The sequence below is a fragment of the Myxococcota bacterium genome (assembly GCA_039030075.1).
GTDB lineage: Bacteria > Myxococcota_A > UBA9160 > UBA9160 > SMWR01 > JAHEJV01.
In genome coordinates, this window is sequence record JBCCEW010000004.1 from 56,760 (window position 1) to 72,286 (window position 15,527).

Annotated in this window: 15 protein-coding genes and 1 tRNA gene; 10 read left to right on the forward strand and 6 right to left on the reverse strand. The window is 68.1% G+C overall.

The window, feature by feature from the left end; all coding sequences use genetic code 11:
• Positions 1-20 precede the first annotated feature (20 nt).
• The 3 genes from AAF430_05470 to AAF430_05480 all read left to right on the forward strand — a co-directional run bounded on the left by AAF430_05470 (position 21) and on the right by AAF430_05480 (position 3,226).
• Positions 21-96 (forward strand) — tRNA-Asp (locus AAF430_05470).
• Between the two features lie 396 nt (positions 97-492).
• Positions 493-1,641 (forward strand): slipin family protein, encoded by a 1,149-nt coding sequence (locus AAF430_05475; protein ID MEM7409660.1) that lies wholly within the window; start codon positions 493-495, stop codon positions 1,639-1,641.
• A gap of 109 nt (positions 1,642-1,750) precedes the next feature.
• Positions 1,751-3,226, forward strand: coding sequence for a PcfJ domain-containing protein (locus AAF430_05480; GenBank protein MEM7409661.1), 1,476 nt, complete (start codon positions 1,751-1,753; stop codon positions 3,224-3,226).
• Between the two features lie 30 nt (positions 3,227-3,256).
• Here AAF430_05480 and AAF430_05485 read toward each other — a convergent pair whose 3' ends face one another.
• The 4 genes from AAF430_05485 to AAF430_05500 are packed head-to-tail and all read right to left on the reverse strand — an operon-like array spanning position 3,257 to position 8,734.
• Entirely contained in the window at positions 3,257-4,201 is a 945-nt protein-coding gene (locus tag AAF430_05485; GenBank protein MEM7409662.1) for a Rieske 2Fe-2S domain-containing protein, read from the reverse strand.
• A complete protein-coding gene (locus AAF430_05490; GenBank protein ID MEM7409663.1) occupies positions 4,198-5,259 on the reverse strand; it encodes a dihydrodipicolinate reductase in 1,062 nt (353 codons plus the stop codon). The genes AAF430_05485 and AAF430_05490 overlap by 4 nt, the downstream gene beginning before the upstream one ends.
• A gap of 44 nt (positions 5,260-5,303) precedes the next feature.
• The gene (locus AAF430_05495) at positions 5,304-6,287 is read right to left on the reverse strand and encodes a LamG-like jellyroll fold domain-containing protein (GenBank protein MEM7409664.1); all 984 of its coding nucleotides are present in this window, start codon (positions 6,285-6,287) and stop codon (positions 5,304-5,306) included.
• A gap of 5 nt (positions 6,288-6,292) precedes the next feature.
• Complete coding sequence (locus tag AAF430_05500; protein ID MEM7409665.1) at positions 6,293-8,734, reverse strand: LamG-like jellyroll fold domain-containing protein; 2,442 nt, start codon at positions 8,732-8,734, stop codon at positions 6,293-6,295.
• Positions 8,735-9,028: 294 nt separating this feature from the next.
• Between AAF430_05500 and AAF430_05505 the strand changes: the two genes are divergently transcribed.
• Together AAF430_05505 and AAF430_05510 are read left to right on the forward strand one after the other, a co-directional pair.
• Positions 9,029-9,424, forward strand: a complete 396-nt coding sequence (locus tag AAF430_05505) for an OB-fold domain-containing protein (GenBank protein ID MEM7409666.1) — start codon at positions 9,029-9,031, stop codon at positions 9,422-9,424.
• Positions 9,425-9,513: 89 nt separating this feature from the next.
• The gene (locus tag AAF430_05510) at positions 9,514-10,716 is read left to right on the forward strand and encodes a thiolase family protein (GenBank protein MEM7409667.1); all 1,203 of its coding nucleotides are present in this window, start codon (positions 9,514-9,516) and stop codon (positions 10,714-10,716) included.
• A gap of 83 nt (positions 10,717-10,799) precedes the next feature.
• Here the strand turns inward: AAF430_05510 and AAF430_05515 are convergent, their stop codons facing one another.
• Positions 10,800-11,132: a hypothetical protein gene (locus AAF430_05515; GenBank protein MEM7409668.1), complete on the reverse strand. Its 333-nt coding sequence runs from the start codon at positions 11,130-11,132 to the stop codon at positions 10,800-10,802.
• Positions 11,133-11,336: 204 nt separating this feature from the next.
• On the opposite strand from AAF430_05515, the gene AAF430_05520 reads away from it, so the two are divergent.
• Positions 11,337-12,479, forward strand: coding sequence for a hypothetical protein (locus AAF430_05520; GenBank protein MEM7409669.1), 1,143 nt, complete (start codon positions 11,337-11,339; stop codon positions 12,477-12,479).
• A 1-nt stretch (position 12,480) separates the two neighbouring features.
• Here the strand turns inward: AAF430_05520 and AAF430_05525 are convergent, their stop codons facing one another.
• A complete protein-coding gene (locus AAF430_05525) occupies positions 12,481-12,633 on the reverse strand; it encodes a hypothetical protein (GenBank protein MEM7409670.1) in 153 nt (50 codons plus the stop codon).
• 232 nt (positions 12,634-12,865) lie between these two features.
• Here AAF430_05525 and AAF430_05530 point away from each other — a divergent pair, with 232 nt between their 5' ends.
• The 4 genes from AAF430_05530 (at position 12,866) to AAF430_05545 (ending at position 15,508) form a co-directional block, all read left to right on the forward strand.
• Positions 12,866-14,119 carry a cytochrome P450 gene (locus AAF430_05530; protein ID MEM7409671.1) on the forward strand — a complete coding sequence of 418 codons (1,254 nt, stop codon included), beginning with the start codon at positions 12,866-12,868 and terminating at the stop codon, positions 14,117-14,119.
• Between the two features lie 75 nt (positions 14,120-14,194).
• On the forward strand, positions 14,195-14,647 hold the full coding sequence (locus AAF430_05535; protein ID MEM7409672.1) for a hypothetical protein: 453 nt from the start codon (positions 14,195-14,197) through the stop codon (positions 14,645-14,647).
• Between the two features lie 69 nt (positions 14,648-14,716).
• On the forward strand, positions 14,717-15,109 hold the full coding sequence (locus AAF430_05540; GenBank protein MEM7409673.1) for an MAPEG family protein: 393 nt from the start codon (positions 14,717-14,719) through the stop codon (positions 15,107-15,109).
• Positions 15,110-15,112: 3 nt separating this feature from the next.
• On the forward strand, positions 15,113-15,508 hold the full coding sequence (locus tag AAF430_05545; GenBank protein ID MEM7409674.1) for a VOC family protein: 396 nt from the start codon (positions 15,113-15,115) through the stop codon (positions 15,506-15,508).
• The last annotated feature ends 19 nt before the right edge of the window (positions 15,509-15,527 follow it).

The following is a 15,527-nucleotide window of genomic DNA, read 5'->3' on the forward strand; positions in this document are numbered from 1 at the left end:
GACGGACGCAGCGCTTGCCGGCATGGATAGCTCCAGTGGAAGAGCAACGGTTTGTCACACCGTGGGTCGTCGGTTCGAATCCGACTCCAAGCGCCACTGCCTTCGAAGCAGTCCAATGGTCACGGCACCCGCCGCGGGGTTCGACTCCCCACCAACAAGAGAAAGAAACGGGAGGCCCTCCCGCGTCACGGCGCGGAGTCGGTCGGGTGGCGACGCGGTCCTGGCGCTCGCCGCCCGGGTGGCGATGCGAGTGACGCAGCACCGGAGCGGCCCCGAGCCCGCGCCGCTGCCCGAGCCTGGTCGGTCGCAGCCGGCGGCGAGGAGCCGACCCGGCCCCACTGGTCGGCTCCGCAACCGCCACAAACGGTTCATCCGGCGCGAGCAAGCGCAGGGCCCGCCGCTCCGGTGTGGAGGGCCTCCCAACCCAACGATTTCCGAGGAGCGAGAGGGTCTCGCACCTCGCCACACACGAAGACCCTGGAGGTCGAGAACATGCGCAAGCTGTGGAAGCTCTACACGAAGTGGGAGATCGCGGATCACGAGCGCGGTCTGCTCTTTCAGCGCGACAACTTCGTCCGCGTGCTGATGCCGGGTACGCACCGGCTCGCGGACCCGTTGGGCCGCATGCACGTGGACAAGTACGACCTCACGAATCCGGTGTTCGAGCACCCGATCGATGAGTTCCTGGTCAAGACGCACCCGGAGCTCGCGGATCACCTGACGGTGGTCGAGCTGGGTGACCGTGAGGTGGGTCTCGCTCACGTGGACGGCAAGCTCGCCGACGTGCTGGCGCCGGCGACGCGGACGATCTTCTGGAAGGGCCTGCACAAGGTGCGGGTCCACGTCCAGGACGTGTCGGACGACTTCGCCGTGCCGCGCGAGATCGTGGGTCTGCTAGGTCGAGCGCTACCGCTGACGCGGCTGGCGAAGGCGGTCGAGCTGACGCACGTCTCGGACGGCCACGTGGGCCTGCTGCTGGTGGACGGCGTGCTCGAGCGCGTGCTCGAGCCGGGCGCGCACGCCTTCTGGAAGTGGGGCCGTGGGCTCCAGGTGCGACACCTGGACCTGCGACTCCAGAGCCTGGAGGTGTCGGGCCAGGAGATCCTGTCGAAGGACAAGGTCAGCCTGCGTCTCAACCTGACGGCGGGCTTCCGGGTCACTGACCCGGAGCGCGCCTTCCACGCGGTGCCGGACTTCGCGGACTTCCTGTACAAGGAGCTGCAGTTCGCTCTGCGTGAGGCGGTGGGTACACAGACCCTGGACGAGATCCTCGCCAGCAAGGACGAGCTCGGCCAGTCGATCCACCGACAGGTCCGAGCGCGTGCGACGGAGGTCGGCCTCGAGGTGTCGAGCGTCGGTGTGAAGGACATCATCCTCCCGGGTGAGATGAAGACACTGCTCAACCAGGTGGTGGAGGCGGAGAAGCAGGCGCAGGCCAACCTGATCCGCCGCCGGGAGGAGACCGCGGCCACGCGGTCGCTTCACAACACGGCGAAGATGCTCGAGCGAAGCCCGACGCTGCTCCGGCTCAAGGAGCTGGAGGCGCTGGAGAAGGTCACCGAGCGGATCGACAAGCTCACCGTCTTCGGTGGTCTCGACGGCGTGCTTCACCAGTTGGTGAAGCTGGGCGACGGCGACTGAGCCGACGTCGTGAAGACCCACAACCGTTCCGGCGTCCCGGGGGCCACCCCGGGGCGTCGGAACTCCTGCAACGCCGGCGCGCGATTCCCGCGCGCCCGGAGAACGAGGCATGGCCAAGCGTCGACGACGCGCTCGGCTGCGACCGCGGCTAGCGGTACCGCACCGGGTGGCAAAGCACATCGAGCGGCTCGGACTCTACGACGCGGCGGACTACCTGGCTTGGTGCCGCGCTCGGGGGTTCCGCGCGTGTGTGCAAAAGAGCTTCGCGGAGCTCGAACAGGAGTGGTGCGTCCACGGTCGCGACCTCGTTCGCGCGCGCTTTCGCTATCGCAAGGACCGCAAGCCCGGCCGCATGATCGCGGATGTTTGCGCGGGGCGCGCGGTGGCGGGCGATCTCGCGCGGCCCCGGTGGCGCAGCCTCGCGGAGCGGATCGAGCGCGCCCGGCTGGCTCCGGCCGCACGTCGCGCACTGCGCACGCTCGTCGAGATCTGCGATCGCAAGGGCGACCTGCTCCTCGCCGAAGGAGTCTTCGGGCACGCCCACTACGCGTTCGTCGACGGCTTGATCGGTCTCAGCCGCCATCATCGATCCTGGCTGCGCTCCCCCCAGGCATGGTGCGTGCGCACCCACAACGCGCGGCGGCAGTTCGCCTCGCTCAGTCGACACCTCCTGGCGCGCTACCCCGTGCCGGCGTTTCTCGATGCTGCCTGGCTACGTGACGACCGCGCCGCGGGCGCCTACCGAGATTGGTTCGTGCGCGTGGGAAACGGACGGAGCCTGCGACGGGTCGCCGCACCCATCACCCTCAGCCACCGCATCGTGCACCACTTCCTGGGGGCACCCGAGCACTACTCGATCGAGCAGGCCCTGCGCCGCGGACAGATCCGCGCATCGGGAGGCGACGACCGTCTGGTAGACGCCGTCGCCGGAACGAGGCTCGGCGACCACTTCCAGCACGAAGCGTTCTGGGCGACCGTCCTCGCGTTCCTCGCGAGGAACCCGGAACTCGACTCCAGCCAGGTCGGCCCGATCGTCGACTACCTGCACCACCAGCGATTCGTCGAGCGGGACGTCTTCGTAGCCCGCGGAGAACGACGTCGGCTTCCGGCGCCTCAGCCTCACCTGTCGATGAAGGGACGCCGACTGTCCGTTCTGTTGCGTCAGGTCGCTCGCTGGCATCGGGAACTCGCGCGGAGCGGTCCGGGAGCCAGCATCCGCTGGAAGCCCAGTGGCATCGGGGCACTGGATTTCGAGACGGGGGTCCCCGGCAAGAGCCTGCGCGTCTGGCGGATTCGGGAACTCCTGTCGGCCTCCGAGCTGCGCCGCGAAGGCAGCGTGCTGCGCCATTGTGTCGCCAGCTACGCCGGCGCGTGCGCATCGGGGAGTGCGTCGATCTGGACCATGGAACTCTGGAGCTTCGAGGGCGTCCAGAAGCGCCAGACGATCGAAGTCAGCCCGAACCGGGTGATCGTCCAGTGTCGCGGCCGCTTCAACCGCGATCCGAACGAACAGGAGCGGCAGATGCTGTCGCGCTGGGCCCAGCAGGAGATGCTGACGATCAGTCGCTTCGTCGCGACGGCGTAGCCAGAACGACCGCGGACCTCACGCGCCGACCTACCGATAGAACTGCTCCGCCCAACGACGGAACTCCGGAACCGGGCCGTCGCCGTCCGAGAGCAGGGGCTTCGCGTGGTAGGCCTTGTTCTCCCAGACCGGGAAATCCTGGGTCACGGCCCGCGCCAACTCGTCGGCGTACTTCTGGTGGAAGGCTTCGAAGGACTCCTCGGTTCCCCCGCGCCGTTTGCCCAGCACACCGAAGCGAAGATGCGTCGTCTCGTCATCGATCGGCGTCATGCCCATCAGAATGGTCGTGTCGAGCATTCCCGAGTAGCGGACGTAGCTGCTGCCGAGGCCCGGGTTGCGCCCGACGACGTGAATCTGGTCGACGGCCCCGTCCAGCGTCTCGATGTTCTTCGACGTGCTCGCTTCCCACAGCACTTCGTGGGCTTCGAAGCGCACGTCGCGGTAGTGGGGCATCTCCATCCCGTGGACGTGCTGGAAGTGGGGCCAGTCGACGCTGTTCTCGACGACTTCCTGCGGGTGGGTACGCACGGTCCACTCGTAGCGGGTCCAGGTCGTCGTCCAGCCCTCGGCGCCATACTCGGCGACGATCGGAGGCTCCCAGGTCGGCTCGGCGCGATCGGCGTGGTACCAGGCCCAGAGCATGCCGGCCTGGTCGCGCAGCGGGTAGCGACCGACGTGCGCACCGGGGGGAACCCGTTTCGCGTAGGGCACCTCGATGCAGCTCCCGTCGCTGTCGAAGCGCCAGGCATGAAACGGACAGCGCAGGGTCTCTCCCTCGACGCGGCCGCCGTGCCCGAGGTGCGCGCCCAGGTGCGGACAGAAGGCATCGAAGCCGTGGACCGCTCCGCTCTCGCCGCGGTAGACGACGAGATCGCGGCCGAAGTAGCGCCGCGGCAAGACGCCGCGCACCTCCAGGTCGTCGCTCCACGCGACCGGGTACCAGCCCTGGGGCATGCCGAAGGGGAAACGGCTCACGCGCGGGTCCCGGGCAGCGCGAAGCGCCCGCGCGCGGTGATCGGCGGCAGGTCCAAGGTGGTGCGGATGCCCGGCGCGGCTTCGCACACGGGGCGAATCGCGTTCACGCAGTTCATCGCCGTGCACTGCAGGCCGAACTCGGTCGACTCGCCGTCGGTCACCGGGCCGAAGGAGCAGCGCAGCGGCGGCTCGCCGTCGATCTCCACGATGTATTCGAGCACCGCGTCGTAGGGCCAGTTCGGCTCGATGTCGTGCGACATGCGCCAGTAGGTCTGGAACTCGATGACCGGCTCGCCCGCCACGAGCCCGAGATACTCGTAGTGCTGACCGGCCACGTGGCCCTTCGGGATCTTCCCGGCGGATACCTCGAGATCCTCGTTCGCCACCGCGAACTCGAAGGAACTCTTGTGGTCGTCGAGCTCGAACCCGAGCCCCGCGGCGATCAGGTCCATCGACTCGAAGAAGATCTTGCTCATCACGCCGAGCAACATCGGCGGTCGCTTGCGCGCAGCGTCGGCCGAGGCGCCGAAACCGAGGGCGCCCATCACCATCTCGGGGCTCTCGCTCATCACGCTCATGTTGCAGACCTCGATCACGCGGATGCGGTCGATGCGGCGCGAGAGGCCCGACATGACGATCGGAAGACGGTCTCCGCCGAAGCCCGGGTGAATGCCGGTGCCGTGGAGCGAGCTCCGGCCTTCCGCGCAGGCCGCCTCGATCTTTCGCTTCGCCTTGCCTTCCTTGAGGTAGACCCAGCCCGAAGGCGTCACGACGTCGAGCCCCGAGGCCAAGAGCCGACACATCTCGTCGAGGTCCGTGAGCAGCGGTGCGTACAACACGCAGTCAGCGCCCAGTGCCAGCAGGGCGTCGACGTCGCGGGTGGCAGCGACGCCCAGCGGCTCGATCCCCGCCAGGGTTCCGGCGTCCACACCTTCCTTCTCCTCCGAGAACACCCAGACGCCGGCGAGTTCGAGGGCCGGATCCTCGACGATGGCCGGAATGGCGTGGCGACCCACGCTCCCCGTCGCCCACTGAATCACCCGGATCGGACGCTCCAACGTCGGCACTCCTCATGAGAGAAAGGGAGCCCAGAATACCGGGTTCAGCGCCGGCGGGGACGCGCGACCGCGCGCCAGGCACCCACCGCTCCGCATAAGCCGAGCCCGGCAGCGAGCGCACCGAGCGCCAGCGGCGCGATGCTGGGCACGGCGAACGCGAACGGCGTCTCCGCCACCCACTCGGGTCCGGGCGGAGCGGATCCGCCGAAGAAGATCGTCCCCGTTCCGCCGTTTCCGGTCGCGTCCGCGGTGGTGGCGCCCGCTCCTTCGTCGAAGTGGTAGAGCGCCGCGGTCTGGGCGTCGGGGGCGAACGGAGTCGTGGGCGGGGGGAACGGCGTCGTGTAGCGGAGCACCGTCGAGAAGCGCACCTCGTCGAGGAAGCCGTCGTAGTTGATGCCTGCGAACCCGTGCTTCTCGGCACCGAAGACCCAGAACGGGTCCGAGTTGTCGCAGGGCGAAGCCCCCGAGCCCCCATCCGGGCTGCAGAACGTGCCCGGGACGGCGCCGACCGGATAACTGACGTCGCCCGTGGGGCCGCCGGAAACAGGCCCCTCCGTATCGAGTACGCCGTCCACCCAGATTCGCAGCCGTCCGTCGGACGCGCGCCGCTCCACCGCCACGTGGTGCCATGCATCGTCGGCGACGACGACACTGCCGCACAGGGTGTAGTCGACGAAGTCGTCTCCAACGCCGAAGGCGACCGCGCCGTCGAGCAGACCGATCCCGACCTTCCGGGGCTGACCGAAACGATCGCGGTCGATCAGGATGTTCGAGTTCACCCAGTCGATCCCGAAACCGCACGCGAAGCCACCGTTGGGATTGTCGGCAGCGCTCGCGCGCAGGAAGAACTCGATCGTGAAATCCGCAACCCCGATGTTCACCGCGGCAGGGGGCAGCGTGTCGATCTTCACGCGGTCGGGGAAGACGAAGTTCTCGCCCGGGCTGCCACCGTGGCCGCGAAAGCGCAGCGACTGGGCGTCGGCCGCAAGCGCAGCAAAGCCGAGAAGGACCACCAGCGCGAGCGGCATTCGCCTCACGCTCGGCGTCGACGCCTCAGTGTGACGAGGAACGCGCCCCCCAGCACGAGGGGGAGGACGCCGCCCGGCTCGGGAAGGAAGCTCGTCTCCGACGCCAGCTCTCCGACCTCGGACGCGGAGAGCGGACGGCCGTAGACGCGGACGCCCTCGATGGCGCCGTTGGAATCGTGGACGATCTGACCGTCGCCGCCGATCCGCATTGGATCGGGCCCGGTGTCGAGCACGCTTCCACCGAGGGGATCGGTGGTGTCGAGGGCACCGTTCACGTATACGCGCGCCTCGCCGGCCACGGGGTCGAGGGTGGCCGCGAGATGGGTCCAGGCTCCCGCCTCGAGCGTGCCGGGTGTCGTGAAGAGGTTCTGCAGGCTCCCGTCCACCTCCCACTGCAACTCGAGGAACGTGCCCGTGCGCTGGAACAGGCGCGTGCGCACCTCGCCCGTCAAACCAGACACGAGCGCCTTGAGGTTCTCGGACGGATCGATCGAATCGAAGCGCGCCCAGAGCGACACCGAGAGCCCCTGTGCAAACGAGGCGGTGGGTGCCGCGATCTGCACTTCGCTCCCGGCCGCGGCGCCGAACCGCAGGCCCTTCCCGCGCAACGCGGCCTGCCAAGGGGTATCTCGCGGTGTCGTCGTCGGCAGGTTGAGCAGCGCTCCATGGCGCCCGTTACCGGACGCATCCTCGGTCATCGTCCCGCGCCCCTCTTCGAGGGGCCACCACCCGAGGACGTCCTCGAGGCCGGTCGGCAGCTCCGGGTTCTCGTAGATCCCGCGGTCCGTCGACGCTCCCTGTGGCCTCGAGAGCCCGAGGAAGTCGTAGGGCGCTTCGGCGAGATCGACTCCCGTGTTCGCGCCCAGGCTGATCGAAGCCAGGCGATACAAGCCGTCGGGCGCGGAGACGAAGGCCGGCGCGCCGGTATCCGAGGCCGCGCTGTACCCCTTACCGGCCAGGAGCGCTGCGGGGTCCGCGTAGAGGTTCGTGTCGAACTCGCTCTGGCGGTCCTCCACGACGTTGTGATCGATCGTGGTCCCGGTGTCGTTGTCACAAGGCGTCGGCGGCGACTGAACGCAATTGACGATGCGTTCGCGGTAGTTGTAGGTCGCCGTGTTGTTCCAGAAGACGTTGTTCGAGACCTCGTTGTTCAGGCTCTCGATGCTCTCTTTCGGATCCGTGTCGTTGACGAACCCTTCGCTGAACTGAACGAGGGTTTCGTTGGCATTGGTGAGACCACTCGCCGTGACGTCCGAGTTGACGACAACGTTGTTGACGAACTTCGAGTTGAGCGCACCGATGAAGTTCACGACCGAAGGCGCCACGACGTTGTCGAAGAGGTTGTTGCGCACGATCATCTCGCGCACGACGGGTTTCCCGGACACGTTGCTGTTCCCACCGATCGCGACGACGGCGAAGCGGGTGCGCAGGTCGTAGAAGCGGTTGCCCTCGACCAGGATTCGGATGCTCTCGTTCTTCGCAGACACGCCGTTCGTGCGGTAGCCATCGGGGTGTCGCGACGGATCGGGGTCGCGGATCGGGACGCCGTCGTGGATCGAGCAGTTCCGCACAGTCCAGAAATCGCCACCGGTGATGTCCACGCCGTTCTCACCGAAGTGATAGATGTCCGAGTTCTCGAGGAGGCCGTGGACGCTCTGCAGATCGTTCACGCCATTCGAGCCGTTGATCTTGAGCCCGTCCTGGAACGAGTTGCGCAAGGTGAGGCGACGACCGGTGAAGTAGTCGCCGCTGACGCGCACGGGATCGTTCGCGTTCTCGATCGTCAGGTCTTCGAGAACGATGTGATCGATTCCATCCACGATGTCGATCACCCGCGCCGCGCGCGAGAGTTCGATATTCGTGAGTCCCGGGTTGCCACCGCCCTGCACCTGCACCCAGGCGAAAGCATCGATGCAGCCGGTCTCGCGAGAACGCGTCCAGAAGCCCGGCCCCGTGATGTGCTCGGCCAGGCCGTCGTAGGCGAGGCCGAGGGCGTCCTGCGCCATCTGGAACGAATCGAGATCGACGGTGACGTTGTAGAAGCAGTCGGGGGAGCCGATGTACTTCCACACGCCGGGCACGGGCATGCTCATCACGTCGGTCGCGGGCTCCCAGAGCAGCGGGTCCGACGCGTCGATCGCGCCCGACAGCACGACGGCTTCGCCCGGAGCCGCCTTGACGGTGATCGGCGCAGCCCCCGTCCCACTGTTCGCGAAGGTCACGGTGGTTTCGCGGTACATACCGGCTCGCACGAGCAGCGTGTCCCCGGCCTGGAGCTGCGCGGCGCCGAACTTCACCGTGGCCCAAGGGTTGGCCTCGCTGCCGTCGCCGCTGACGTCGTCTCCGGTGGTGGCCGCGTAGTAGGTCGCGGCAGGAGCGGCCGTCGCCCAGAGCATCGAGAACGCCAAGAGGCCCAGACGGACCGCTCCGGCTCGGCATCGCCGCATGAGGGAATCCTCCATGACAGGACCGGGTTTCCTCGCCCCGTCCGGCCGGGTACGCACGATCCCAGCATACGGGCCCCGACACCGTCCCGGGTAGCGCTTTTCATAGCTCCACTGCGCCAGATTACGGCGTCGTTCCAACGACTTGCATGGTCGCCGGCCGCCTGCGACCACGCCCTGAGAAGTGGCGAGGCGCCTCGTGCGAGGGCCCGCTGCTTCGACATACACTGGCGATCACAGGCTTTCCGGCTCGCCCCGACCGGACCCGTCGCTCCGCGCGACCACAGGAGACCCCCTTTGGCTGAACCCATCCCCTTCGTCGACTATCTGGTCCTCGGTGACCAACCCCACCTGGTCGCCAACGAGTGCACCCAGTGCGGCGCGCGCTACTTCGATCGGCGCAGTGCCTGCGCCCAGTGCTCGGGCACCGAGTTCAAGCAGGTCCCGATCGCCACCGAGGGCGAGCTGCGCACCTTCACCATCGTCGCCTTCGCCGCGCCGGGCATCCCGGTGCCCTTCGTGTCGGGCGTCGTCGACTGCCAGGGCACCAGCGTCCGCGCCAACATCGTGAACGTCCCGGCCGACCCCGAGCACGTGAAGCTCGGCATGAAGGTGCGGCTCACCACCTTCCCGATCGGGTCCGACGGCGAGGGCACCGAAGCCATCAACTTCGGCTTCGAACCGATCCCGTAACCCTCGGGCCCTCGCTTCTTGTCCGACTCATCCGGCGAATTTTCACTCGACTCATCTGGCGACCCGTCGCCGCTCGAAAAGGAAACACCATGGCCAGCGAAGACCTCTGGATCCTCGGCATCAACATGACCCAGTTCGGGAAGCACCACGACAAGGACATCCTCGATCTGGCGACCGAAGCCACCTTGGCGGCGCTGAAGGATGGCGGCGTGACCATGCAGGACATGGGCGTCCTCGCCGCCGGAAACCTGATGGGCCGCGGCTCGGTGGCCCAGGAGATCCAGAAGCAGGTCGGCCAGACCGGGATCCCGGCCTACAACGTCGCTAACGCCTGCGCGACGGGCGCGACCGCCCTGCGCGTCGCCGCCCTGACGGTGAAGGCCGGCGAAGCCGACATGGGGCTCGCGGTGGGCGTCGAAAAGCTCGCCGGGGCGGGGCTCCTGGTCGGCGGGTCACGCAAGGACGACGGCGACACCTGGGAGCGATCGGGACGCTTCGGCGCCGTCGCACCGGTGGACGGGCGCATCGGCACCGACACGATGCCGGGTGTGTTCGCCCAGGTGGGCATGGAGTACGGGCACCGCTACGGCGGCGCGAGTTTCGAGCTCTTCGCCCAGATCTCCGAAAAGAACCACTCTCACTCGACGCTCAACCCGCTCGCGGCGTACACGAAGAAGATGACGCTCGAGCAGATCATGGGCGACATCATGATCGCCTACCCGAACACGCGCCCGATGTGCTCGGCGAACTGCGACGGGGCGGCGGCCGCGGTCGTCGTGAGCGACGCGAAGCTGAAGACGCTCTCGCTCGAGCAGCAGCGCCGCGCCGTGAAGATCTCGGCGTCGATCCTGACCAGCGATCCCTACCAGGAAGCCTGCCAGGTGCTGCCCGACGTCAACACCCTCACGCGACGCGCGGCCGAGCAGGCGTACGAGCAGGCGGGCGTCGGGCCGGAAGACCTCGACCTCGTCGAGCTGCACGACTGTTTCGCCACCGCCGAGCTCGTGCACTACGACAACCTGAAGCTCTGCCCCGAGGGCGAGGCCGTCGACTTCTTCAAGTCGGGCGCCACCTGGCGCGACGGCCGCATGCCCGTGAACGTGTCGGGCGGCCTGCAGTCGAAGGGCCACCCCATCGCGGCGACGGGCATCGCCAACATCTGGGAGGTCTGCCACCACCTGCGCGGCGAAGCGGGCCCGCGCCAGATCGAGGGCGCAAAGGTCGGCCTGGCCCACGTAATCGGGCTGGCCTCGGCCTGTGGCGTGCACATCCTGGAGAAGTCGGCCGCCTAGAACGCGTTCACACGAGCGAAACAGGACGGCCCATCCGAGCGCTCGGATGGGCCGTCCTCGTTTCCGTGGATGCGTGCGAAGTGCTACGGCACGCGCACCGCCATCGCCCGCACTTCCGTGCAGGTCTGGGTGAAGAGGATGAAATTCTTGCCGACGATGTCGATCGTGATGTCGACCAGGGCGTCGGTGCCGGGCTCCTTGGTCTTGGCCGCCTTCATGGCGTCGGCCACCTGATTGCCCCCGCTGATCGGAATGAGTCCGAGCAGCATGGTCTTGCAATCCTTGCCGGCGACCGGACCGATCACCGTGTAGCCACCTGGCTCGAGGGGGATGTTGGACGGGGCCACGCCACCCGGCGCCCGCACACAGGCGGACATCGCGAAACACACGAAGAGGACGAGCAAGAAACGACGCATCGAGTTCACTCCATTCGTTGGCGGTTCAGGGACGCATCACCGTAACGCGAGGCGCCCATCGAGAGAAGCGTGTTCCGAGCCCGGCGTCCGGGCCCGCGGGGCCGCAAGCGCGGCTGCTGCGCGCTCGTGAACTTCGGGCTTCCGAGCCAGCCGGCCCTCGGAGTAGGCTGGTGGTGTCTGCCACCCCGTCGAGGGAGGTCGCCTGTGCGGTTGCGTGACGTCGCGCGAAAGGCCTTTGGACTTCTCCCGCTCCTGGTGTTCCCAGGCAGCGCCGCGGGCCTGGTCGTGGAATTCGACTCGACCTACGCCGCCGGTGTTGGGAGTGCCGGGAATCCGTTCAGCTACACGCAACGGATCGGCGCTCGCCCACGCTGCAACCAGGGGCTGGCTCCCCATGCGACCGGTGCGGTCCCTGGACACGGCGTCGCCGAGCTTGGATCGAGCGCGCCGCGCTCGCTGCGTGCACTGCGTCCTTTCCAGTACGGCACGCCGAACCCGACGGCGAACGTCACGGTAGTGGCGAAGCCCGGTGCCCCCGGCCCGAACGGCATGGCGCGATACGCGATGAGCACATGCGCAGTGGCGATCCCCACGAGTCTGCTCGGGCCGGCCCACTACACGGAATTCAGCAGTTTCGCCGCTCCTGCCGAGTTCGAGATCACGACGAGCACCACCGCCTCCGGGATGCGCATCTTTCAGCAGGGCAGCGTGCGGGAGGAGCATCGGGTCGGAGCCGGCCTCGGGCCCGGCAATCGGACGGTGAGCGTGCCGACGCCGACTGCGGGGGTCCCCTTGATGGCGGTGCTGGAGGCGGGTGCGGCGCGCTTCGGGGGCGGTTGGCGCGCCAGCGGCGCCGTGCAGAAGCGGCTTGGCGTAAACGCGTCGGCCGGAATCGTGATCGAGCTGGGCTGGCTGAGCGGACCTCACATGGTCGGCCACAACCGCGCAACTCCGACCCAGATCGTGACGGCAACCGGGTTTGCAACGAACCTGGCGACGATGGGATACGCGCCGATCACGGTGATGGTCTGGAACCTGCCGTTCACCACGGGTCGCGTACGGGCGATCGAGCAGCTCGGCACGATTTCGACGGTCCGGACGGCAACCGGTGGTGACAACCGAAGCGGCCCGAACTCCAGTATGGGAACGCTTCAGCTGGTGTCCCCTTGGATCGCGAACGTGACCCCTCCGTTCTGGGGGATCCGCTCGGCGGGCACCGCAACGCTCACCTTCGAGTTCCTGCCCGAACCGGCAGGGACGCTGTCTGCCCTCGCGGGCATCACCGCCGTACTCGTCCTGCATCGCCTTGCTCGCCGACAAGCGAGCCGGCGCTCCCGAACCGGGTGACCTAAGCGCGGGCCGGGGTGAGCGCGGGTACCGAACGGACCGTGCGGCGCGCGCGTACGCGCGACCAGGAGCGCTCTCCCGCGACGAGGACGCCGATCCCGAAGGACACGAACACGAACCAGGCCAGGAACAGAATCGGGAAGGTAATGGTCATGGGATCCTCCGGGGCGGCCCCTCTCGGGCACGACCCCAAGGAACCGCAGGCCGGTGCCCGGGAGGTGTGAAGCACTTCACAGCCCGCGAGGGAAATCCCAAGGACCCGACCGGGATTCCTCCAAACCCCTGAAAAGAATGCACTTTCGACTCTACCCTCCGGCGCCTGGAAACGGTCCCCGCGCGCAAAAAGAGCGGTGGTGGCGCCCCTCGCAGGCCACACTCTCCGGGGAATGGCCGGACCTGCCCCGCCCCTCGACCTCTCGAAGCCGATCCCGCTCGCGACCCAGGCGTTCGCGACCCACAAGTACGCCTACTACGAGCGCCTGCGGGCCGAGGCCCCGGTGTGCCGGGCCCGAGCCGGCTTCCTCCCGATCTACGTGGTCGCGCGGCACTCGGACTGCCTCGATCTCCTGAAGGACACGCGCTTCGTCCGCAACCGCTCGACGGCCACGGGAGGCGGGCGCATGCCCTTCCCTACCCCCCGGTCGGTGGCCCTGCTCGCCCAGAGCATGATCACCGAGGACGATCCGGCGCACCGGCGGCTGCGCAACCTCGTCAACCAGGCATTCACGCCCCGCGCCGTGGCGCGGCTGGAGCCGAGCATCCGCGCGTTCACCGCGCAGGCGCTCGACAACCTCGAAGCCACCGCGCGTCGCCACCCCGAACGCGAGGTCGACCTGCTGCGCCACTTCGCCGCGCCGATTCCCGTCGCAGTGATCGGCGAGCTCGTCGGGGTGCCGCGCGCGATGATGCCCCGCTTCCAGGAGAGCGTGCGCGCGCTCACCGGCGGCCTCTCCCTATGGATGGTGCTGCGGCTGTTCGCCTGGGACTTGCGACGCGCGATCGCCCTCGTTCGCGAGCTCGTCGAAGCGAAGCGCAAGGACCCGGGGGACGATCTCTTGACCGGCCTCCTCGAAGCCGAAGCGGAAGGAGACCGGCTGACCGAGGACGAAGTGGTGAGCATGGTCTTCCTCCTGGTGGTGGCGGGCTTCGAGACGACGACGCACCTGATCGGCAACGGCGTCCGCACGCTCTTGCAGCACCCGGAGGCCTGGCGCGCACTCCGCGCAGATCCCGACGGTTGGCCGACCGCCGTCGAAGAGATCCTGCGCTTTCGCGGTCCGATTCACGGAACCAAGCTCCAGTACGCCACCGAAGAGGTCGAGCTCGCCGGCGTGAAGATCCCGAAGGGGTCGGCGGTGATCCCCCTGTTGGGTTCGGCGAACCACGACCCCGACGCCTTCGACGCGCCCGAACGCTTCGACATCGCCCGCCACCCGAACCCGCACCTCGGCTTCTCCCACGGAAATCACTTCTGTCTGGGCGCGCAACTCGCGCGACTCGAAACGCGCATCGCCCTCGAGGCGCTGATCGAGCGCTTTCCCGAAGCCCGCCTTGCCCCGCGAGCGGATGCGCTGGAACCCCAGAAGATGCTGCTCTGGCATCGCTACGCCGAGATGCCGCTCACGCTTCCCGCAGGCTGATTCGCTCCGGTGATTCGAATCGACGATCCGCCCGTGCCGCCTCCGTCCCCGCCAAACTGGTAGGCTGTTCCGACCATGGTCGACGCACTCGTTCTGGTCAGTGTCGCCGTACTCGGAATCGCCGCGGGCGCCTTGATCGCCGAGGGCGCGATCCTCGTCCCCTTCTGGCGGGGCCTCGCGCCGCGCGACTTCCTCGACTGGTACGCGAAGCATGCCGACCTGTTGTTGCGCTTCTTCGGACCGCTCGAGGTGGCCGCCGTGCTGATGCCGGCCCTCGCGGTCGCAGGCGTTCTGAGCGTCGAGGCTCCGGGGCTCGAAGCCCTCGCGGTCGCGACGGGCGCATCCGTGCTCGTCGTGGCGTCGTTCCCGCTCTACTTCCAACGCGCGAATGCGTCGTTCGCCTCCGGCGAGATTGCACCCGAGGACGTCGCGGCCGAGCTGCGCCGCTGGTCGCTCTGGCATTGGGGACGCACCGCAATCGCCGTCCTGGCGTTCATTGCCGCCATCGTCGCCGCGTTGGGCTTCTAGCCCACGCGTAGCTTGGCACGGTGATAGGATGACACCGCGCCGTGACTCGCGCGGCCGGGGAGGAATCCGATGACGACACCCTTCTGGTGCCTGTTGATCGTCTTGGTCATGCCCTACGTCCTCGCCGGACTGGGCGGAGCGCTCCGGGTGAAGCAACTCGGCAGCCTCGACAACAACCATCCGCGCGTGCAGGCGCAGGAGCTGCGCGGAATCGCTGCGCGCGCCTACGCGGCCCAGCAGAACGCCTGGGAGGCGGTGAGCTTCTTCGGTACCGCGGTGGTGATCAATCACCTCGCCGGGGGAGCGCCGGGCACCTCGGCCACCCTCGCGATGGTCTACGTCGCAGCCCGCCTGGGACACGCAGCGGCCTACCTCGCTGACCAGCCGATACTGCGCACGATCGTGTTTCTGGTGAGCCTGGTTTGCGGCGTCTGGCTCATCGTCCTCGGGATCAACGCGTAGTCGATGCTCGACCACCTCAGCACCTACGCCACCGACTTCCCCAGGACGAAAACCTTCTACGAGCAAGCCCTGGCGCCCCTTGGCTACACGCTGCAGATGGAGATGACCGCCGCGTGGGACACCGAGTTCCCGGAGCGCCGGCTGTGCGCCTTCGGGCCACCCGGGAAGCCGGCCTTCTGGGTGGTCGAGACCCTGGTGGAGTACACGCCGCGGCACGTGGCGTTCCTCGCTCCCGATCGCCCGGCCGCCGACGCCTTCCACGCGGCTGCGCTCGCCGCCGGCGGCAGCGACTTCGGCACCCCGGGGCCGCGGCCCATCTATCACGAGCACTACTACGGCGCGTTCGTGCTGGACCCGGATGGCAACAACGTCGAGGCGGTCTGCCACGCCCCCGGCTGAGCTCTCGTCTGCGCTGCGC